Source organism: Streptomyces sp. NPDC007875, from assembly GCF_042868035.1.
GTDB classification, from domain to species: domain Bacteria; phylum Actinomycetota; class Actinomycetes; order Streptomycetales; family Streptomycetaceae; genus Streptomyces; species Streptomyces antimycoticus.
Genome location: NZ_JBIADZ010000002.1, coordinates 542,855 through 562,164 on the forward strand (window position 1 = coordinate 542,855; position 19,310 = coordinate 562,164).

At 67.1% G+C, this 19,310-nt stretch carries 21 protein-coding genes, 1 tRNA gene and 2 pseudogenes; 11 read left to right on the plus strand and 13 right to left on the minus strand.

Annotation, left to right across the window (positions count from 1 at the left end; translation table 11 throughout):
- Window positions 1–608 precede the first annotated feature (608 nt).
- Window positions 609–1,646: a S53 family peptidase gene (locus ACFYOY_RS06215; RefSeq protein ID WP_351883350.1), complete on the plus strand. Its 1,038-nt coding sequence runs from the start codon at window positions 609–611 to the stop codon at window positions 1,644–1,646.
- Window positions 1,647–2,070: 424 nt separating this feature from the next.
- On the opposite strand, the gene ACFYOY_RS06220 is transcribed toward ACFYOY_RS06215, so the two are convergent.
- Complete coding sequence (locus tag ACFYOY_RS06220; RefSeq protein ID WP_351883348.1) at window positions 2,071–2,496, minus strand: hypothetical protein; 426 nt, start codon at window positions 2,494–2,496, stop codon at window positions 2,071–2,073.
- A 382-nt stretch (window positions 2,497–2,878) separates the two neighbouring features.
- Here ACFYOY_RS06220 and ACFYOY_RS06225 point away from each other — a divergent pair, with 382 nt between their 5' ends.
- Window positions 2,879–3,688: a hypothetical protein gene (locus tag ACFYOY_RS06225; protein WP_351883346.1), complete on the plus strand. Its 810-nt coding sequence runs from the start codon at window positions 2,879–2,881 to the stop codon at window positions 3,686–3,688.
- 607 nt (window positions 3,689–4,295) lie between these two features.
- Here the strand turns inward: ACFYOY_RS06225 and ACFYOY_RS06230 are convergent.
- The gene (locus ACFYOY_RS06230; protein ID WP_351883344.1) at window positions 4,296–5,270 is read right to left on the minus strand and encodes a CU044_5270 family protein; all 975 of its coding nucleotides are present in this window, start codon (window positions 5,268–5,270) and stop codon (window positions 4,296–4,298) included.
- A complete protein-coding gene (locus ACFYOY_RS06235) occupies window positions 5,263–5,880 on the minus strand; it encodes an RNA polymerase sigma factor (RefSeq protein ID WP_078642582.1) in 618 nt (205 codons plus the stop codon). The genes ACFYOY_RS06230 and ACFYOY_RS06235 overlap by 8 nt, the downstream gene beginning before the upstream one ends.
- Before the next feature lie 806 nt (window positions 5,881–6,686).
- On the opposite strand from ACFYOY_RS06235, the pseudogene ACFYOY_RS06240 reads away from it, so the two are divergent.
- Window positions 6,687–6,926, plus strand: a pseudogene (locus ACFYOY_RS06240) (hypothetical protein); the annotation flags it as partial.
- Here ACFYOY_RS06240 and ACFYOY_RS06245 read toward each other — a convergent pair.
- The 4 genes from ACFYOY_RS06245 to ACFYOY_RS06260 form a co-directional block, all read right to left on the minus strand.
- Window positions 6,859–7,188: a hypothetical protein gene (locus ACFYOY_RS06245; protein ID WP_388585131.1), complete on the minus strand. Its 330-nt coding sequence runs from the start codon at window positions 7,186–7,188 to the stop codon at window positions 6,859–6,861. The pseudogene ACFYOY_RS06240 and the gene ACFYOY_RS06245 overlap by 68 nt on opposite strands.
- 105 nt (window positions 7,189–7,293) lie before the next feature.
- On the minus strand, window positions 7,294–7,695 hold the full coding sequence (locus ACFYOY_RS06250; protein ID WP_388585134.1) for a DNA-binding protein: 402 nt from the start codon (window positions 7,693–7,695) through the stop codon (window positions 7,294–7,296).
- A complete protein-coding gene (locus ACFYOY_RS06255) occupies window positions 7,692–7,940 on the minus strand; it encodes a type II toxin-antitoxin system CcdA family antitoxin (protein ID WP_351883337.1) in 249 nt (82 codons plus the stop codon). Before ACFYOY_RS06255 ends, ACFYOY_RS06250 begins: the two co-directional genes overlap by 4 nt.
- 207 nt (window positions 7,941–8,147) lie before the next feature.
- Window positions 8,148–8,432, minus strand: coding sequence for a DUF1540 domain-containing protein (locus tag ACFYOY_RS06260; RefSeq protein WP_351883335.1), 285 nt, complete (start codon window positions 8,430–8,432; stop codon window positions 8,148–8,150).
- Window positions 8,433–8,816: 384 nt separating this feature from the next.
- Between ACFYOY_RS06260 and ACFYOY_RS06265 the strand changes: the two genes are divergently transcribed.
- From ACFYOY_RS06265 to ACFYOY_RS06275, 3 genes are read left to right on the plus strand one after another with little or no spacing between them, the layout of a single operon-like run.
- Window positions 8,817–10,181: an MBL fold metallo-hydrolase gene (locus ACFYOY_RS06265; protein WP_351883333.1), complete on the plus strand. Its 1,365-nt coding sequence runs from the start codon at window positions 8,817–8,819 to the stop codon at window positions 10,179–10,181.
- 36 nt (window positions 10,182–10,217) lie between these two features.
- Window positions 10,218–10,577, plus strand: a complete 360-nt coding sequence (locus ACFYOY_RS06270; protein WP_388585138.1) for a rhodanese-like domain-containing protein — start codon at window positions 10,218–10,220, stop codon at window positions 10,575–10,577.
- Entirely contained in the window at window positions 10,574–11,326 is a 753-nt protein-coding gene (locus ACFYOY_RS06275) for a sulfite exporter TauE/SafE family protein (protein ID WP_351883329.1), read from the plus strand. Before ACFYOY_RS06270 ends, ACFYOY_RS06275 begins: the two co-directional genes overlap by 4 nt.
- Window positions 11,327–11,334: 8 nt before the next feature.
- Here ACFYOY_RS06275 and ACFYOY_RS06280 read toward each other — a convergent pair whose 3' ends face one another.
- Window positions 11,335–11,613 (minus strand): metal-sensitive transcriptional regulator, encoded by a 279-nt coding sequence (locus ACFYOY_RS06280; protein WP_351883327.1) that lies wholly within the window; start codon window positions 11,611–11,613, stop codon window positions 11,335–11,337.
- Window positions 11,614–11,690: 77 nt separating this feature from the next.
- Here ACFYOY_RS06280 and ACFYOY_RS06285 point away from each other — a divergent pair, with 77 nt between their 5' ends.
- The 3 genes and pseudogenes from ACFYOY_RS06285 (at window position 11,691) to ACFYOY_RS06295 (ending at window position 13,539) form a co-directional block, all read left to right on the plus strand.
- A complete protein-coding gene (locus ACFYOY_RS06285; protein ID WP_351883325.1) occupies window positions 11,691–12,257 on the plus strand; it encodes a rhodanese-like domain-containing protein in 567 nt (188 codons plus the stop codon).
- A 242-nt stretch (window positions 12,258–12,499) separates the two neighbouring features.
- Window positions 12,500–12,801 (plus strand): annotated as a pseudogene (locus ACFYOY_RS06290) (hypothetical protein); the annotation flags it as partial.
- Window positions 12,802–13,401: 600 nt separating this feature from the next.
- On the plus strand, window positions 13,402–13,539 hold the full coding sequence (locus ACFYOY_RS06295; protein ID WP_351883323.1) for a hypothetical protein: 138 nt from the start codon (window positions 13,402–13,404) through the stop codon (window positions 13,537–13,539).
- Between the two features lie 28 nt (window positions 13,540–13,567).
- On the opposite strand, the gene ACFYOY_RS06300 is transcribed toward ACFYOY_RS06295, so the two are convergent.
- The 5 genes from ACFYOY_RS06300 to ACFYOY_RS06320 form a co-directional block, all read right to left on the minus strand.
- Window positions 13,568–14,371: a hypothetical protein gene (locus ACFYOY_RS06300; RefSeq protein WP_388585141.1), complete on the minus strand. Its 804-nt coding sequence runs from the start codon at window positions 14,369–14,371 to the stop codon at window positions 13,568–13,570.
- 507 nt (window positions 14,372–14,878) lie between these two features.
- Entirely contained in the window at window positions 14,879–15,520 is a 642-nt protein-coding gene (locus tag ACFYOY_RS06305) for a nucleotidyl transferase AbiEii/AbiGii toxin family protein (protein WP_388585144.1), read from the minus strand.
- A complete protein-coding gene (locus ACFYOY_RS06310; protein WP_388585146.1) occupies window positions 15,520–15,849 on the minus strand; it encodes a hypothetical protein in 330 nt (109 codons plus the stop codon). Before ACFYOY_RS06310 ends, ACFYOY_RS06305 begins: the two co-directional genes overlap by 1 nt.
- Window positions 15,850–16,562: 713 nt before the next feature.
- A complete protein-coding gene (locus ACFYOY_RS06315) occupies window positions 16,563–16,916 on the minus strand; it encodes a DUF6247 family protein (protein WP_351883309.1) in 354 nt (117 codons plus the stop codon).
- Window positions 16,917–17,155: 239 nt separating this feature from the next.
- Window positions 17,156–17,229: transfer RNA gene (locus ACFYOY_RS06320), tRNA-Gly, on the minus strand.
- A 619-nt stretch (window positions 17,230–17,848) separates the two neighbouring features.
- Here ACFYOY_RS06320 and dcd point away from each other — a divergent pair.
- Both dcd and ACFYOY_RS06330 read left to right on the plus strand, forming a co-directional pair.
- Window positions 17,849–18,424, plus strand: coding sequence for a dCTP deaminase (dcd, locus tag ACFYOY_RS06325; RefSeq protein WP_078642588.1), 576 nt, complete (start codon window positions 17,849–17,851; stop codon window positions 18,422–18,424).
- Window positions 18,425–18,429: 5 nt separating this feature from the next.
- Window positions 18,430–18,939, plus strand: a complete 510-nt coding sequence (locus ACFYOY_RS06330) for a phosphoribosyltransferase (protein WP_351883284.1) — start codon at window positions 18,430–18,432, stop codon at window positions 18,937–18,939.
- Window positions 18,940–19,310 lie beyond the last annotated feature (371 nt).

A 19,310-nucleotide genomic window follows, 5' to 3' on the forward strand; every position in this document is an offset into this window, starting at 1 on the left:
CGAGAAGCGTCTTCGGAGGTGCGGTGGCCCGTCGCCCCGGTTTCGGGGGGGCGGGCCATTCGTCTCCTGGCCAGGCCGCTTCGGCGTCGCCTCCCAGGGCACGTGCTTCTCGGGGAGGTGCCGTGCAGTCGGTTCTTCGAAGTCGCGGACGACTTCGGGGGAGTCGGCGATCCGGCGACGGCCGGAGCTCAAGGAGGGGGCGGGCGGGTTGCCGAAGCGGCTTGGCCGGCAGAGGCTTCAGCGGCCTTGAGGATGGCACTTGTGGAGGGCCAAAACGGTGAGATCGCTGCTCCATTCGAAGGATTCCTGATGCCTGGTCGGATGTTGAGATTAATTCTGAGGCATCAAGAAAAGCCATGAGGCATCTACACATACTGCGATTCCTGCTGGGGACAGTGCCCCTGGTGGCGAGCATGGCGTTCGTCCCTACCGGTGCGAACGCGCAGGCAGTAGACCCCGGAGTCCAGCGTTCAGCGGCAACGGCCACGGCCACGGCCACGGCCACGGCGGCGGGTCGGGCGGGGAAAGCGGTGGCCTCCGAGCCCGTCTGCAGTCCCTCGCCGGGTACGGTCACGTGTCTGGCCGAGTTGCGAACGGACATTCCGGCGATGGCGAACTCGTCGTCGGACAGCGTCAACCCGCCCGGTTACCATCCCCGCGATATCCAAAGCGCTTACCGACTACCCGTTCACGCCGGCTCCGGGCGGACCGTCGCGATTGTCAGCGCGTTCGACAATCCCAACGCCGAAAGCGACTTGGCGGTCTATCGCCGCACGTTCCATCTGCCGTCGTGCACCACGGCCAATGGCTGCTTCCGGAAGATCAACCAGAACGGCGGCAGCACACCGCCACCGCTCACCAACCCTGCTTGGGCGACTGAGACCGCCCTCGACATCGAGGCTGTCAGCGCCTCCTGCCCCTCCTGCAAGATCCTGCTCGTCGAGGCGGACACCAATTCCCTCAGCAACATGCTCACGGCGGTGGCTCAAGCCCGCACCCAGGGCGCGAAGTTCATCTCCATGAGTTGGGGCCTGCCGGAGAGCGCTTCCCAGCCGGCCCTCGACCAGACCTACTTCAACTTCCCCGGCATCGCCTTCGTCGGTGCCTCTGGCAACGGCGGCTACTCCGGCTTCATCTATCCCGCCGCTTCCCCGTACGTCACCGCTGCGGGGGGCACCCGCCTGGACCGCTCGCTCCAGCCGGTGCCGGGCCCGCAGGAGAAGCGTTCCGGCTGGTACGAGACCGCATGGAGCCGCTCCGGCTCCGGCTGCTCCCAGTTCCAGCCCAAGCCGCCATTCCAGACCGACCTCGACTGCCCGATGCGTACCGTCGCCGACGTCTCCGCGCTCGCCGACCCGGCCACCGGGTTCGCCTTCTACTCCACGTTCAATGCCCCGGGCTGGAGGGTGATCGGCGGCACCAGCGTGTCCAGCGCGCTGATCGCCGGCATGTACGCACTGGCGGGGAAGCCGGGCCCGGCGGACCGCCCGAACTCCTACCCGTATGCCCACCGCTCGGCGTTCTGGGACATCGACCAGGGATCCACGGGCTCGTGCGGCGGCTCCTACCTCTGCACCGCCCAGATCGGCTACGACGGCCCGACCGGCGTCGGCACCCCCCGAGGAGTCCGCGGCCTGCGCCGCTGACCCAAGACTCCGGGCGGTCACGACGACTGCGCCGGCCGATGCCTCGTCGGCGCAGGTCCGGACAACACACCAGGCCCAGGTCGTGACCTGGGCCTTAAGCGTGGAGCGGGTGACGGGAATCGAACCCGCGCTCCGAGCGTGGGAATCACCGGGCCCAGTGGGCGCGAAATGTGCTCTGACCTGCTGGAATGGGTGACCTGCCGTGGCACGCCAGGGTTCCTTGGGGACCCTGGTTGGCCGTGATTCACCGCCTGATCGGGCACCCATCGGGCACGACTGCGTCTCGTCCCGAAGTAACTTGGGCAGGGCGCTCGACCAGGGGCCGGTGCGTCTCCTACCTGCTGCGATGGCCCGCGGATGTGTGCAGGTCTCCGCCGCTGTCCGTCGGCGTTGTCACGCAGTTGGACACTCGGGGTGCTCGAGCTCAGGTCAGCGCTGGACCAGCTCCATGGCGCTCGTAGAGCTGCTTCACTTGCTTGGCCCAGAAGCCGAACTTCTCATCTGCCGACGCGCTCATGGGCAGAAGCTGGAGCTCCTTGGCCAACTGATAGAAGCCAGAGCCAGCGTCGTTGGCGTCCAGGTAGTTCACCAGGGCCGAGAGCATGACAGGCGGGTCTGAGGGGGCGATCTCCCGGTCTCGTTCCACGATCAGTCCGAGCAGATGCCCCATCGCGGCCCGCTCGTCAGCACGCTCGAAGTCGAAGGGACGGCAGCCCGTTCGTCTGGCCAGGGTCACGTTGAGCTCGGTGTACGAGGTGAGCTTGCTCAGCTTCGCTCGCTCCACGAGGAAGCCACGACCGGCATGTACCAGCTCTTCCCATTCACTGTCCGCGCGGCCGTATCCAGACATCCCCGCCCCTGAGCTACATCGATCCGTGAGCGGGAAAGTACAGTGCCGGCGCAGCGCCCACAATCGCTCGATGGGCTAATCACTGCTGCTCCGGCGCACAGCGAGGAACGCCGCATGTGGCCCGACCGTCCCCGCTGGGGAGAGACCAGTATGGCCCGGGGGCTCTGACCTGGTATTTCGCTGCTGGCGGCATTGACGCGACATTCGCTGTCGGTCGTCGCCGAGTGGCCTCGGGGGTCTCGGACGGCCAGGAACGATTCCTGGCGGAACGTGCAGTCACGACGACGGTAGGACGCTGTGCTACCTGCCTCCCTCTACCAGACGCGACGCTTTCCATGAAAACTTGATGTACGGCAGACAAGGCATGCGCATACTGGCGACCATGGAAATCGCGACTGAGAGTGGACATCGACTCCTCGCCTACATCAGTGCCGCAACTCGACGCGGAGCAATCCTCAGCCCGGATAACCTGGAGGCCTACGCCAGGTCTCCTTTCCGGCGCATGCAGAGTACGTCCCCGTTCCAAAATTTCTTGGGAAACTTGACCGGTAAAAGCGAACCACTTGAGACGTGGACGCAGTATCTGGAGCGCGTGGGATGGATCAAAGTCGCTAGCGACTCGGTGAAACTCTCACCGCTGGGCCACGCCATTCTTTCCGATCTTTCTGCACCTAAGCTGGACGTGACGAATGAGGACACTTCTGAGGTCATCCTGGACCCGTCTGATCCATTCGCATACGTGCGGGTGATCGGAGCCCTTTCGGACGTCGGAGAGGGTCTTTTGGTCGACCCGTACTTCCGCTTTGATCAGCTTGAGACAGTGGTCGAGCACACCCAGATCAGGCGGATCCTGACGAGTAAGAAGATCGGCGCTCCTGCGATTTCCCAGCTAGCGCTGGCATTGGCGGTGTACGACGAGCCTCAACGCCCTGAGGTGCGTGTCGCGAATGAGCTTCACGACAGGTTCGCCATTTCAGAGGGCGACAAGGTCATCGCCATCGGAACTTCCCTGAACTCTGTCGGGAGGAACCTAAGCATCGTTGTTCCGCTTGCAAGCATTGCCGGCAACGCGATTAGGCGGAGCCATGAAGACCTGTGGTCCAGCGCATCGGCCTTGGAGCCAAAGAAACCCACACCGCAAGTAACGGAGGCTTCTGGGCAGCCAAGCGCGACGCAGTCGGAACAAAACTGAGGTCGGTGGAGCGGCTTTCGAATGGGGTTGCTTTGGGGCGAGAGACCATAGCTCCGTAAGCGTGTGGCGCGTCGGGCAGTCTGTGGACCTGCCCGGTAAAGCACCGGATTCGCGGGGCGGGGAAGGAGTCAGCAGGCGAGCATCCGATTGCCACCGTGACACGATGGTGCGCGCCGGGCAGTCGTCCACGCGGGCCGCGCTCATCTACCAGCACCCGACCCTGGAGCGGCAGAAAGAGGTTGCCGCTGGGGTCGATGCTCGCGTCGCCGCCGACCGCCAAGCGGCCAAGGCCACGGCAGGCCGGGATAGGTGGCGGGGCGAGCAGACCGCGCTCGTGGTCGCGCATGCGGGGCGGAGCTCGACGCGACGGAAACGGTAGCCGATGGTCAGGAAGAAGCCTCCAGTCCGCGGTCCCAGTGTTCGGCAGCGTGCTCGATGATCACATCGGGTGGTTTCGTCGGCCGCTGCCGCCACCAGCGGCGTCGTCCCACGTTCGAGGGGCGGTCTCCACGAGACCGCCCCTGACCAGCCATCAGCCCGATACACCCCAGCCACCCGACCTCATCCCAGGTCGGACAGCGAAACCCTGCTGGAGTACTAAGGGGGCCTAGGGGCGCTGCTTCAAGCGGTCGACGATCGCCCAGTCCGCCACGTGCGACAGCTGGATGTACGTCTTCTTCCCGGAACGCGAGGTCCGCTCGTCGCGGAAGCCCAGGAATTCATAGGACTCCGGGTCGAAGATGAGGTACTTGCCCTTCTCGGACGCGCGCTTGGGGTAGGAGATCCCCACCCCGGTGCGCCCGGCGGAGTCCTTCATCCCCGGGGTTGCCTTGACCCCGGGCACCAGGGCCAGCGCCTCGTACGCGGCGGGACGCAGTCCCTCGGGCAGCACCGGCCACTTGAGGAGCTCGCCGAGCATGAAGTAGGCGTCGTACCAGTCCCACGCGGTGAAGTCGTCGATCGACTTGTCGGATGTGCCGACGCCGATGATGCCCGGGATGAGCTTCTCCGGGTCGGTGGGCAGCTTCTTCAGCTGGCTCCACTCCCGAGGCGGCCACACGCCCTCGTCCTTCCCCATGGGCTTTTCCCAGATCACCCGGCCGAGCTCCATGGTCAAAGATCGCTTGGAGCCGTCCACCGAGTCCCAGTTCACGTCCACGTAGGTCTTGACCGCGCCGGTCTTCCGCTCCGTCTCCTTGATGATCCGCTTCCAGTAGATGAACTGGTCGTCGCGCGGCACCACGGGCTTCTCGTGCTTACTCGCCCGCGCTGCCGCCCCGTTCAGCACCGTCACGGCGCCGACGTTGCGCATCTGCGGGGCGTTCGTGCCCGCGCGGTCGGTGCGGTCGCCCTCGTCGGCGCCTTCCGCGGCGATCAGTACCGCCGTGCCCGTAACCGCCATGGTGACCACCGCGGCTGTCGCGAGGCGCAGTGTGTGGCGGCGGCTGGGTGCGGCGTCGGGGTGCCGCTCCGTGCGCGTAATCGTGTTGAGCAGTCGGTGGCGGGCCTGCGCTCGGGCCGGTTCGGTGAGCGGGGCCGCGTCCGCGTTCCAGTCCCGCAGGAGTTCGAGTTCGTCAGTCATGGCCGGATGCCTCTCGCAGTGTCGTCGGATCGGATCCGCCCAACGCTTCGCGTAGCTTGCTGCGAGCCCGGTGCAGCCGTGATCTGACCGTGCCGATGGGGACACCGAGGGCCTGGGCCACCTCCTCGTAGCCGAGACCGCCCCACGCCACCAGCAGCAGCACGTCCCGGTGGCGCGCGGGCAGTGCGGCCAGTGCCGCCGCCAGCTCGCGGCGTATGGCCTGTGCCCCTGCCCGGGCCGCAGCCCGGTCGGCCAGCGGCTCCTCGTGGTCGGCGGGGGCCGGGATGCGGGCCAGGGCCTTGAACCGGCGGGCCTCGGCCCGCCGGTGCCGGCCGACCAGGTTGGTCGCTATGCCGAACAGCCAGGGCTGGGCGTCGTTGCCCATGGCCCGCGCGGGGTCGTACCGGTGCCGCTGCTGGAAAGCAGTGGTGAAGGTCTCCGCCATGAGGTCGTCGGCCGGCTCGCCGCCGAGCCTACGGGCCAGATAACGGTGTACCGCATCCGCGTGCCGGTCGAAGAGCACGGCGAATGCCTCGGGCTCATCCCGGGACCGCGCAATCACCGAGGCATCGCTCTCCGCCCCCGTGCGGACGCCTGGCTCGACGGTCATCGGGGCTCCTCTCGTCCTGAAGAACGCTTCGAAGGCTTGGGCTTTCCTCTCTCCTTCGCCTGTCGCCCCCGGCGAGTTCCCTTGGAGCCCTGGCCGCTGGTCCCTGGTAGTGCTTGGTCGGGTTGGTGCCGGTTCTGGCATGTCGCGGTGACAGGTGGGGCAGGCGCCGGTCCAGAGCGCGAGGAGTAACTGCAGTTCGCGGGTGACCCGATACAGGCTCCGGTCGACGCCGTCTCTTTTGGGGGCCGGGTGATGCGCTGGAGGGGTGCAGAAGGCGTGCGCGACGGAGACGAGGGTGACGTGGTGGTGCCAGTCGCTCCAGGTGCGGCTTTCGAAGCGGGCCAGGCCCAGGGCCTGCGAACTCATCGTCGACCTCGACGACGAAGCCCGACGCATCGCCTACGCGGTGGTCGGCGGCTCTCTGGAGCCCACGCACCACCACGCGTCCATGCAGGTTCTCGGCGATACCGAGAGCCGCAGCCGATTCGTCTGGATCACCGACGTGACGCCGAGCAGTCTCGGAGAACCCATCGCCGAGAGCCGTTGCCGACCCGCCGGAACAGATGCCGACCTCCGCCTCCATCCACTCCCCGGAGCGGTATCCCGCCCCCGCGTTGATGCGGTCCCCAGCATGTCCCGGAGCGCAGACCCGCCGCCCGCCGCCGGTGAACCTCCAGAACCTACCTGCGGGTAACTTGCCCCGGGCGTCCGAGCTAGGAGTGCCGGGCCGTTGCCGGGAATGGGGGCGTTACCTTCTACAGCTCCACGTCGCCGATGGCGACACGGAGTTCGTGCATGCCCTCCAGGTCTACGATCTTCGTCACACCGGACACACCCTCTCTACCCAATCCGGCGCGACGTTCAAGGACACCAAGCTGCGCGCCGGGCAGTCGTCCACGCGGGCCGCGCTGATCTACCAGCATTCGCCCCTGGAGCGGCAGCGCAAGTCGCGTGACGAGGTCGGGCGCAGTTCGTCCACTAGGCCGCGGTTGCCGTCGTGCCGGGTGTGCGGAGTTCAGGGAAGCGGGCTTCCCAAGCAGCCCTGATCGGTAAGGGGAGAGACAGCTCCCGCCATGCATGCCGCAGAGACATCGCGCGCAGGTTCGTGTTGAGGTCGTCATCAGTCTGGGCCTCGCGGATGACGCGCTCGTACATCAGCCGGAAGTCCGCCTCGTCGGCCAGGTCGTAGACGTAGTGCGGTCCCCAGTCGATGTGACGAGGCAGCGTGACGGTGCCGGTCGTCGGCCCATCCAGCTCGGCGAGCGATGCCGGCAGTACGTACGGCTTCGCCGCTGCGTACCTGCTCATGGCTCCGGCATGCCTGATGGGGCCTGCCGATGGCGCTGATATCGCAGGGAGTGCACTACGGTGCGTCGTCCTCCACGCATCTGTCTGTCCTAGGGGGCCCGTGCCTCATAGGGCGATCAGTCGCACGCGGTCATTGCAGAGCTTGGCCATGTCGTCGGTGTCGGAGGTGAGTACGGCGACTGGGGGCGGCTGGCGTAGTGCTGCCTCAGCGACGGTGGCGTCGAGCGCGTATTCGTGCCCGTGCAGTCCTGCTGACTTGAGTAGTTCGGCGGCGGCCTTGGCCGCCTGTTCGGTGACGGGTTCGACCTTGACGCGTGAGAGAGCCCAGTTCAGGCGTGGGAGGTTCACTCGCGAGTGGCTGACTTCGACGATGGTGTTGGCGCTGACGACGAGATCGGCTCCCATCCCGTGGAACACCTGAAACATCGCGAGAACTTTGCGGTCCTGGGCAACCCAGGCGGACAGTCCCTGGGAGTCCAGGACGACGGTCTCAAGGTGTGTGCTCACGCGGCGTCCGTATGGCCGGCACGGTCGGTGGTGCCGAAGATCTTTGCGCGGGCTTCGGCCAGCTCTTCGTCTGTGAAGGCGCCTTGTTCCTCCTGATGGCGCCGCAGATCGTCGCCGAGGAGTTGGTGGCGGATCTGGCGGGCGACCGCTTCAGCCACGTAGCCGGACACGTTGTCCGTGAGCTTCCTCAGCTCGGCGACCTGCTCGGTGGGCAGGGTGACCGTGATGCGTGTTGTGGCGGACATGAGTCGAGCATACTCCAGTATGCGTTTGGTCGAGGTCCGGCTGCGAACGGCTGTCCCTGTGAAAACCAAAGGGGGAGTGAAGTGTCAGGCGACGTGTCGTGACCCCGATCAGCGCATTGCAGCCGTGACCGTCCATGCCCCGGCCCATCGCGTTCTCCGGTCGGGAGGCTCACCAGCGGTCCTGCTCGATGGTGGCGCCCGTGGGGCTCAGGCGGGCGCGTAGGTCAGGCAGTCGGCCTCGGTCTGCTGGTGGCCCACGGTGATGCCGGGGGCGCGGCATTCGAAGTCGACGTTGTGCCGGCAGTCGGACATCTTGCACGCGCCGACCCGCCCGGTGGCGGACGGGGCGCCGCCCTTGGCCGGGGCGTGGAAGAAGGTGTCGCAGTGTGCGTGCTGAACATCGCCCACGGTGATGGCCAGGGCGTGGCAGGCGCGGTCCCGGTTGTAGGCGCAGTCCTCGACCGCGCACTCGGTCACGACGGGCATTTCCATGACGACGGTCTCCTCGTGTCGGTATGTCCCTCCGGTTCGCCGACGGCGAGCGGCAGGCGGCTGACGTGAGCATGGGCCCACCAAGCCGAGCGTGAGCGTCGACACCGCCGACGGCCAGCGGACTCCCGCCGAACGGGGCAACGCCCGTGGGGCGTCCTGCGGACCAAGCGGCACACCTCCCTCACGGCGGTCGCACGGCACGGAGCGCTGCTCCTTCGGCGAGGTAGCAGGACCCCGGTTTCTCGGTACCCCGGCGGGTACCCGGGTCTTGGGCCATGCCGGATGCGGGCAGTTGCACCTCAAAAAATACCCCCCCAGGTATTGCTGTTAGGGTGAGAGAGGAATACCCCCGGGGGTACACCGTTCCGGGAAGGAGTCATACCCGTGTTCTTCATCGACACCCTGGAGATCGAGGGCCTGGGCAACCGCAGTTACCTGGCCGGTGGTCCGCGGGCCGCGGTGGTGGTCGATCCGCCGCGCGACATCGATCAGGTGATCGCCGTCGCTGCCCGGCGCGGGGTGCGGATCGCGTACGTGGTGGAGACGCACGTGCACAACGACTACGTGAGCGGTGGCCTGGAGATGGCCCGGCTCACCGGCGCCCGCTACCTGATCCCGGCTGCCGCGGAGGTCTCCTGCGCCCGTGCTCCCGTCGCGGACGGCGACACGGTCGAGGTGGATGAGCACCTGGTGCTGCGTGCGATCGCCACCCCGGGCCACACCCCGCACCACACCTCCTACGCGCTTGAGGAGGGCGGGCGTGCGGTGGCGGTCTTCACCGGCGGCTCGCTGCTGATCGGCTCGGTGGGCCGTCCCGACCTGGTGGAGCCGCGGCTGACCGAGCAGCTGGCCCGCGCCCAGCACGCCTCCGCCCATCGGCTCGCCGACGAGCTGGACGATGGGGTACCGGTGCTGCCCACGCATGGTTTCGGCAGCTTCTGCTCCTCTTCCCAGGCCGAGGGGGACACGACCACGATCGGCAAGGAACGCGCGAGCAATGACGCGTTCAGCCTGGATGTGGACACCTTTGTCGAGCGGACGCTGGCCGGTCTGGAGGACGTGCCCGCCTACTACGCGCACATGGGCCCGGCCAACGCCGTCGGTCCCGCGCCCGTCGACCTGACCCCGCCCGAGCCCGCCGACGCCGCGCAGATCGCGAAGCGGCTGGCGGCGGGTGAGTGGGTGGTGGACCTGCGCAGCCGGGTCGCCTTCGCCGACGGCCATGTGGCCGGCTCCTTCAACTTCGAGGGCACCGGCAAGCTGGCCACGTATCTGGCCTGGCTGATCCCGTGGGGCAAGCCCGTCACCCTGCTCGCCGAGACCCCCGCACAGATTGCCGCCGCCCAGCGGGAGCTGGTCAGGGTCGGCATCGACCGCCCGGCCGCAGCCGCCACCGGCGACCCGGTCGGCTGGGTGCCTGTCGGCGAGGCCCTCGCCTCGTTCCCCCGTGCCGCCTTCGCCGACCTGGCCACCGCCTGCGAGCGGGAGGAGCAGGTGGTCGTGCTCGACGTGCGACGCGATTCCGAGCGCGCCAAGGGGCACGTCGAGGGCTCGGTGCACATCCCGATCCACGAGCTGCACGATCGCCTCGCCGAGGTGCCGACAGGGACGGTGTGGGTGCACTGCGCCGGCGGGATGCGCGCGGCGATCGCCGCCTCTCTCCTGGACGCGATCGGACGCCAGGTCGTTGCCATCGACGACGGCTTCGAGGCCGCCCATGACGCGGGCCTGACCATCGCCCGCCCCTGACTCCGCTCTTTCCCACTCGCTCAGCGAAGGCACGTCATGTTCCTCTTCCGTCGCGGCTTTGGCCGCCTTGCCCCCGAACAGGCCAACGCCCGCGTCAATGACGGCGATGCCGTGCTGCTGGACGTGCGCGAAGCTGCCGAGTGGCGGGCCGGGCACGCGCCCGGCCCCATCCACCTGCCGCTGACCCGCCTGCTGACGGGAGCTGCCCTGCCGGATACCGTGCGGGGTCGGCCCGTGGCGGCGATCTGCCGCTCCGGACACCGCTCGCAGCAGGCCGCCAAGCTGCCGGCCTCCCGCGGTGTCGACGCCGTTGACGTCACCGGCGGCATGACCGCCCGGGCCAGGGCCGGACTGCCGGTGGTCGACGAGGGTGAACAGGACGGCCGGATAGCGTGAGCGCCCTGATCCTGGCCCTGAGTGCGGGGGCCGTCGTCGGCCTGGCCCTCGGCGCCCTCGGCGGGGGCGGCAGTGTCCTGGCCGTCCCGGCCCTGATCTACCTGCTCGGCTTCACCCCCGCGGCGGCCACCACCGCAAGCCTGCTCATCGTCACCGCCACCTCGCTGACGGCCTTGTACGCCCACGCCCGCGCCGGCCACGTGCGCTGGTGGGCCGGAGCGGCGTTCGCCGCTGCCGGAATCCTGCCCGCCGCGCTGGCCGGAGCCGCCGCCGCCCGGCTGCCCCAAGCGGCCCTCACCACCGCCTTCGCCGTCGTCGCCGCTCTGACAGCGGCCCGCATGCTCCGGCCCGCCGCCCCCGGGACTGGAACCGGCGACCGGCAGGTGTATCCAGGCAGGGCGGCGGGAACCGGTGCCGGGCTGGGCGTCCTGACCGGTTTGCTGGGAGTGGGCGGAGGCTTCCTCGCGGTTCCCGCCCTGGTCACCGTGCTGGCCTTCGAGATGCGTTCCGCCGTCGGCACCAGCCTGCTGGTCATCACGGTGAACTCCCTGGCATCCCTGGTCACCCGCTCCGATGCCGCCGCCTCACTCGACTGGGCGGTCGTCGGCCCGTTCACCGGGGCCGCGATCCTGGGCGCCTGGGACGGCAAGCGCCTCGCCGGCAAAGTCTCCGGACCCCGACTTCAGCAGACGTTCGCGATCGCGCTGCTGGCCGTGGCCGCCTTCATGCTCGTCGACGTGCTGACATGACCCGCACCTCAGGCAAGGGAGAGGAACAGCTTCTCCAGCCTCGCCCGCATCTGCTTCCGGTCCCCGGCCGCCTGCCCGCCCTCGGCCACGCAGTGCTGCAGACCGGTGGCGATGATCGCGAACCCGGCCCGGTCCAGCGCCCTGGAGACCGCTGCGAGCTGCGTGATCACATCCTCGCAGTCCCGGCCGTCCTCGATCATCTTGATGATCCCCGCGATCTGCCCCTGCGCCCGCCGCAGCCGGTTGAGTACGCTCTTCAGCTCATCGGCCGCCATCTCCAGCTCCACACTTCCTCCTCCATGGATACCCCCTAGGGTATATCCTAGACCGTTTGGCACCCCTCCGAGAAAAGGAATCCCGGCACGTGAACACCCCCACCGTCCTCCACCCCGCACAGGCCGCCGACGAGCTGCACCACTACACCGTCATCGACGTACGCACCCCCGGCGAATACGCCTCCGGCCACCTCCCCGGCGCCCACAACATCCCCCTCGACCACCTGCCCGTCGCGCTCCCCACCCTCAAGTCGGCAGCCGCCCGAGGCCCGCTGCTGATGGTCTGCGCCTCCGGCAACCGCTCCGCCGCCGCCTGCGAACAGCTCACCGCCGCCGACATCCCTGCCACCACCCTCACCGGCGGCACCACCGCCTGGATGCAGCACGGCCACCCCGTGCACCGCGACGACGCGGCCAAGACCACCTGGCCCATGGAACGCCAGGTCCGCCTCGCTGCCGGATCCCTCGTCATCGCCGGCCTCGCCCTGGGCACCCGCCACCGCTCCGCCCGCTGGCTGGCCGCCGCCGTGGGCAGCGGCCTTGTCTTCTCCGCCGTCACCGACACCTGCGGCATGGCTGCCCTGCTCGCCAAACTCCCCCACAACCAGCCCCGCACCACCGACCTCGACGCCACCCTCGACGCCCTCAGCCGGTAACGCTCACCGGCGGCCGTCGCCCCCGGTGCGAGCGGCTCGGCAGCTCGGCGATCGCTTCCCGGGGCGGCTTGAAGGAGCGGCGGACGTTCTCCGGTTTCTTGGACGAAGACCGGGCCGCGCCGCCCGGCGAAGTGCAGCGCCTCGATGTTCACGCTCTCCTCCGCGCGCCCGAAGGTCTTGCAGGGCATCCCCCAGCGTCTTCTCCCGCAGATGGATCTCGCGCCGCGTGATCAACCGATCGATTGCCACCTTCGAGCGGGCCGAGGTCCGGTAAGCCGGCACCGTCAGCCGCTTCGCCTTCGGGGCTGGCGGCTCGCTCGGTTCTCTCCACCTCGCTGCTCCTCCTCGTCGCGGGCGCTCTCGTCGGTGACGGGGCGTTCGGGCTGACCCACGTAAGCCCGAGCAGCCCGCTTGTCTCGGTCACGGCGGATCTGGCGCTGTTCGCGGTGCTGTTCACCGACGGGTATGCACGACATCGTTCGTGGTCGATGCGGTGCTGGCACCGGCCGACCCGGTGTTCGCGTCGGCGGTCGTGGGCCGCAAACCCGGCGCGGCTGCGGCGGCTAGCCGGGCCTTCGTCGTCGACTACGGCACCGAGGGCGCCTTGGGGCGTCGCCTCCGGGCCGTCTCCCCGGGGCATCGGTTCCCTCTCGATCACCCTCGGACCGGCGCCGATCACGTCGTGTCCGTGACGTGACCCCGCACATCCACCCGCAGACACCGCACCGGTCCATCGGGTCGTGCGGCGCAAGGCACATCGCCATCTCCGTACGGGGCCCACGCCGGGCGAACACAGCTTGGACATCGAGACCTTCGCATCCAGGCGGCTCCGGCCCACCGATCATGCCGGAACCCCTGAGCCATACGGGTGATTTTTCCTTCTTTCCTTGTCACCGATCTACCACTTTGCGTTACTGGGTTTGATGAACCCGGATCGGCAGCCCATCCCTTTCGGGAGAGTTCGCCGCCGACCGCGACGGTCGGCAGTGCTCTCGGATGGGTGCTCCGTGCCGCGTCGTGTGCCGCCCCACCGAGAGCCGCGCTTCTCGGTAAAGGGGTATGACGTGACCATCCAATCTCTTTCCTCCGGCGAGTCGGCGATACTCGCGGACCCGACCCTGCCCGCCGGCATCCAGCCGACGGTGTGGCCATCAACCCGGCCGGCACCAAGGCGTACGTCACCAACGCGGGGAACAACGACCCCGCCACCAGCAGCGTGTTCGTCTACAACACGACCAGCGCCGGGCGATTTCGGCTGATGGACCCACCTGGAGGACGGTGACCGGCACTGAACGAGACGGAAAAGAATCTCAGAGTACGTAAATGACGAGAGGGTAAGCGAGGATGTCGTTCACCCTCACCTCTTGCCCTTTCAGGGTTGCTGCCTGTTCGTCCGTCATATAGGCAATTTTGTAAATGACATCTACCATTCTTGGTGTCCCTGGGATCCCGCCAGCTCGTTTTAGCTTCTCAATTGGATGGTCAGGGCTATCTCTGCCGAGATCTTCAGTTTCCCTGGATGTGAGGTCAACCAGCCTGCCTCCGGCGCGTGGATCGTGGCCTGCCACGACATCCACTAGTGCCCGTAGTGCAGAGACGCCAGAAACGACAGAAGTGGGAAAGTCTGCGTCTTCGAGTTCTTCGACCAGGAACACAAAAGAGCCAATGAAGTCCCATTCGTGTTCTGGCTGGGTGTTCGTCTCTATAGGGTCGACCACCCATACGCGAAGTGTCTTCGGTCCGCCCACTTCTTCGAATTTTCCACGGGTGGGGAGGGTGACTGGTGTGGCATCCATCCAGAATTCGTGAATTAGGGCGCCGCCGACGTTGCGGTCCCGTGACATCCACTGATCCCACTCGCTATTCCGTTCAGGGCGGTGGGTAACCAGATTCCCGCTATCACGCAAGGCTTCGATGAGCATATCGATCAATCGAGGATCATTCGGCTCTAAGCCTTTTACTGTGCGCTGCCTTTTTCGGCGTGCTCCTAGAAACTTCAGTGTTCCGGTAGCCTCGGTCTCTACCACCTCTTCAATTCCGACAGGAAGATCCAGTTGTAGCGCCAGCGATTCCACCATTCTGCGGTTTACGACTTTATACATTTTGATCGTCATGATTCCCCCCTGCGCCGCAGGTGCCAGACTGTCAATGAAGGAAGGATGCCAGAGGCCTTTGGATTACAGCGATGATTCTCGGACGATGAGGCCGGTGGAGCGGGTTTTGGGCGGTGGCCTGCCCCGTCTGGGTTCGGGCATGGTTAGGGGGCCGTACGCTGGTTGGCAACTCGGGCAGGCTTTGGACCTGCCCGTAATGTGCATGAGTGGCCACCTGGTCTTGCTCGACGTGGGACTCGGACCGGGGAAGTGCGTAAAGTCGTGGAGCCGACTCTCACCGGCGAAGGCGCCCGTTCCCCCAGCCAAGGGGCCCGCTGCTGGCGCGCGGCCAGGCGGTCAGGCTGGAGCGGGGGCGGAGACAGGAGCAGCGGTCCGAGCCGACGGGCCGCGCTTGCTCGGCGGCTTGACCTGTAGATCTCTTTGGGCGTGTCTGACTCGATGCTGCTGATGACGGCCCGTACCAATGTGACGTGTGGCCGGTCGGCCATTGTGGTAGGGAAGCGTCGATCAGAGCAGTTGCTGCTGCCAGTCGGCGAAGGTGTCGCGAATTGCCGTGGCCTCCTCAGGGGTAAGGTCGTAAGCGGCGAACTGCTTGTCGGTGTACCGCTGGACGCGGCCGAGTGAGTCGGCGAACATGCGGCGGTCGAAGCCCGCGTCGTTCTGGGCGGCGAGTTCCATGAGCTGTTCGCGGGTGTAGCCGGCTTTCAACAGCCCTGAGGCGTCGATGGCGTCGCGGACCTCGGCTCGGGTGAACAGTGCGCTGGTCTTGCCTGCAGCGACGTCATCGCGGTGCAGTACCGGGCCGAGGTCGGATTCAACTGGTGTGTGGTGCAGGAATTCGGCGACGAGCTCCACCTTGCTCTGCGCGCCCGAGGCTGGGTCGGTGACGTTCAACCTGGTGTAGATGGGAGTCACATGGGCCTGCTCGACGCTGTATCCGGCAGCTTCGTAGGCGGTGGTGATCCGCTCCGCGGCCTGGCTCATCTCACGACTCGCCCTTTCGAAGGGCGCGAAGAGATCCACATCGTCACTGACTCGGTTGACGATGTGGTGAGCCTGGACGGCGTAGCCGTCGGCGAGTGCGTATCCGTAGTCCTTGGCGAGCGCGTCCAGGCCGATGCGGATGAGCTGGCGGTGCAGTTCGTCCACTAGGCAGCGGCTGCCGTCGTGCTGGACTCGCGGAGTTCGGGGAAGCGGGCTTCCCATTCGGCCCTGACCGGGAGGGGCAGGAACAGGTCCTGCCATACCCGTCGCAGAGATACCGCGTGCAGGTACGCGTTGAGGTCGTCGCGTGTCTGGGCCTCGCGGATGACGCGCTCGTACATCAGCCGGAAGTCTGCCTCGTCGGCCAGGTCGTAGACGTAGTGCGGTCCCCAGTCGATGTGGCGCGGCAGCGTGATGCCGCCGGTCGTGGGCCCGTCCAGCTCGGCGAGTGACTCCGGCAGTACGTACGGCTTCGCCGCTGCATACCTGCTCATGGCTCCAGCATGCCTGATCGGGCCTGCCGACGGCTCTGATATCGCAGCCGAGTGCCCTACGGAGTGAACGCCAGCCGTGAGGCGACTGGTCGGCACGTGCGGCGCCTCGTCTGGCACACAACGGGCACAAGACGCTTAGCGCGGTCTGGACAACAAACAAGGCCCGGGTCGCTGACCTGGGCCTTCGCTATGGAGCGGGTGACGGGAATCGAACCCGCGCTCTGAGCTTGGGAGTCACGTGGTGATCAGGCTCAAACGCCTCGTTGACCTGCGCAATCGGGTGCTGTCGACTGCTCGGGAGGCTCTTCCAGTCACCCGTCATTGACCGCTGTTGACCGCCGTTTCTGGTGCGCGTCTGGTGCGGCGGACGCGGCTGCGCCCAGTTGCACCTGTCCCGGCCGCCTCGCGGTAGCCGAGGTCCGACCGCATGCGAGCTTGCGCCGTAGCAACTGATCAGCCGAGCCATGTGACGCGGGTGATCACAACCAACTCGAGGCGTTCCAGCGCCATGAACATGAAGAAGCCCCGTCCCCCGAAGATTCCTGGGTGCGCAGACCTCCGCCGTGCGGATGTCCGCGGCCGACGTCGACCGCGTCGCGGCCCAGTACCGTCAGCTGCTCAGCCAAGCGCTCTACCTCGGCCACGACTTCGTGAGGCAGGCCGCCTACGACGTGCTCGGCGTCGGGGTCGTAATCCCAGGTCCACTTATTCGCTCACGCGGAGATCTCATGGTGTGCCAGGGCCGTGATCTGTCGGATCTCGGCGAGTGCGGAGCGCACGGCTTCGCGGTCGGTGGCCTGCTCCGCTTTGGCTTCCAGTTCGCGCAGGCGTGTGGCGCGGGCCGGGTAGCGCTGGATGGCGACGAACTCGCCCCACCACTGCAAGAAGGTACGCAGTGGAGCGATGGTGCTCTGGGCAGCGGCTTGTTCGACCGCGCGGTCGAGGTGCTCGACGAAAGACGGCAGCTGGGCGGGGGCGATCTGGGCGACCGCAGCGCGGAGCGCTGCCGGAGTGAGCGCCGGCATGGGGATCAGGGGCCCGTCGGGGGCAGAAGGCTGTTCGGCCATCGAAACGTCTCCTGGGCGGCGGTCTACGCGATCATGATGAGCCTGACCGTTGTTGCGGTCGCTGGCTTGAGCTTACGCCCGCGCCTCGCTGGCCACCTGGCACCTGACGCGTCTCGATCGCTCCCGTCCAAGTGCGATCGTCTTTCGCCGGATCTTGGTGCGGCGTCGTGGGGTGACGGAGAGGCCCGGCGGCCCAGGACAACGAAGAAGCCCCGGGTCGCTGACCTGGGGCTTTGCGCTGGAGCGGGTGACGGGAATCGAACCCGCGCTCTGAGCTTGGGAAGCTCATGTTCTACCATTAAACTACACCCGCGAGAGGCGCCCGATTTCTGGCGCCGCATCGTCGGATACTTTACCCCATGGCTGACCCCCGGCGCATTCGTCGTGGGGTCTTCGTGCTGTTCGGGGCGGGAGCGAGGTCAAGGCGGGGCCAAGATGGGGTCGGAGCGAGGGTGAGCCCAGGGCGGGTCCAGGGCGAGTTGGTGGGGATTCGCGGGGGTTTCGGGGTGGTATTGGAGTGGATGTCCGGCGTGCGGGCGGGGTGGAAGCGGCTGTTGGGGTGCGGGAGTTGGGCGTACGGTGGGGGTGCGGAGAGGCGCGTGGAGCGGTGCCGGGTTGATCCCCTAATGTGGCTTTTGTCGTCCACGCCGTCCACGTTCTTGGGGAAGGGACTCAATGGAGCGCACCGTCGTCCGTTGTGCTGAAGGGCACGTATTCAGCACCGCCTCGTTCCCGATGCAGCACCTCACCGTCGACCGCATTGGTCCCGGCCGGTTGCTGCGGTGTCCGCGTTGCGCCCGGCTCCGGCACGCCGTGCCGGTGGGTGCCGAGAAGCGGTAAGCGGTAGCCGATGAAGCCGCGGGGTGCGGGCCCGGTCCGGTGGGACCGGGCCTGTGCCGTGGGGGTGGGTCCGATGTGCGTATCCTCTTCGGGTGCTTCTCTCAGACAAGGACATCCGGGCCGAGATCGACGCCGGACGGGTGCGGATTGATCCGTACGACCCGGCGATGGTGCAGCCGTCGAGTATCGATGTACGGCTGGACCGGTTCTTCCGGGTGTTCGAGAACCACCGCTATCCCCATATCGACCCTGCGGTGGAGCAGCCCGATCTGACGCGGCTCGTGGAGCCCGAGGGCGAGGACGCGTTCATCCTGCATCCCGGGGAGTTCGTGCTCGCCTCGACGTACGAGGTCGTATCGCTGCCCGATGACATCGCCTCGCGGCTCGAGGGGAAGTCGAGTCTGGGACGGCTGGGGCTGCTGACGCACTCCACGGCGGGGTTCATCGACCCGGGGTTCTCCGGGCATGTCACGCTCGAGTTGTCGAATGTCGCGACGCTGCCGATCAAGCTGTGGCCGGGGATGAAGATCGGGCAGCTGTGCATGTTCCGGCTGACCTCACCCGCCGAGCATCCTTACGGTTCGGCCCATTACGGCTCCCGCTATCAGGGGCAGCGTGGGCCGACGCCTTCGCGGTCGTTCCAGCGGTTCCATCGGACGAAGGTGTGAGTGGCATGGGTGAGCAGCGGGAGAACCTTACGTACGAGCGGTTCGGGGTCGCGGTCCGCGAGCTGGCGGAGAAGATCGCCGAGGATGGGTACGAGCCCGACATCGTGCTCTCCATAGCCCGTGGCGGGGTCTTCGTGGCCGGCGGGCTGGCGTACGCGCTCGACTGCAAGAACATCCACCTGGTGAACGTGGAGTTCTACACGGGAGTGGGGACCACCCTCGACATGCCCGTGATGCTCGCGCCCGTGCCCAACGCGATCGACTTCTCCGACAAGAAGGTGCTGATCGCCGATGACGTGGCGGACACCGGCAAGACGCTGAAGCTGGTCCGTGACTTCTGCCTCGGCTCGGTCGCCGAGGTGCGCAGCGCGGTGATCTACGAGAAGCCGCAGTCGCTGGTGAAGTGCGAGTACATCTGGAAGCGCACCGACCAGTGGATCAACTTCCCGTGGTCTGTCTTGCCTCCATGTCGTAAGTCTGGCACACCGATCACTCCGTCGCGCGAAGCTCTGTAAAACGCTTCTGGCCTGCCGGTTCCCCCTGCTCGGAGCGCAGGGGGAACCGGTCTTGCCGTCTGTTTGAGTGATCTTCGAGCGGCTGGGCGACGCCTGGCACACGCCCGGGGACGCTCCTGCCATCTGCTCGTCAGAGGCTGCCTGCAACCTTCTGATCCGTAGGTTCGGGCGGGCCTTTGATAGCGAACCCAGACTGAAGCGCTGCCGAAAGGCCATGCCCAACCGTAGGCGGCTGGCGACCGATGGAGCAGTTGTCCGGTCCGACCGGGTGACGCCGCGCGCGAACGGGTGATTCAGGTGGTTTTCCTACTGCGAGGTGGAAGGGAAAAGGTGGCATTCATGCGCGAACGGTACGCATGAGCACCAGGGAG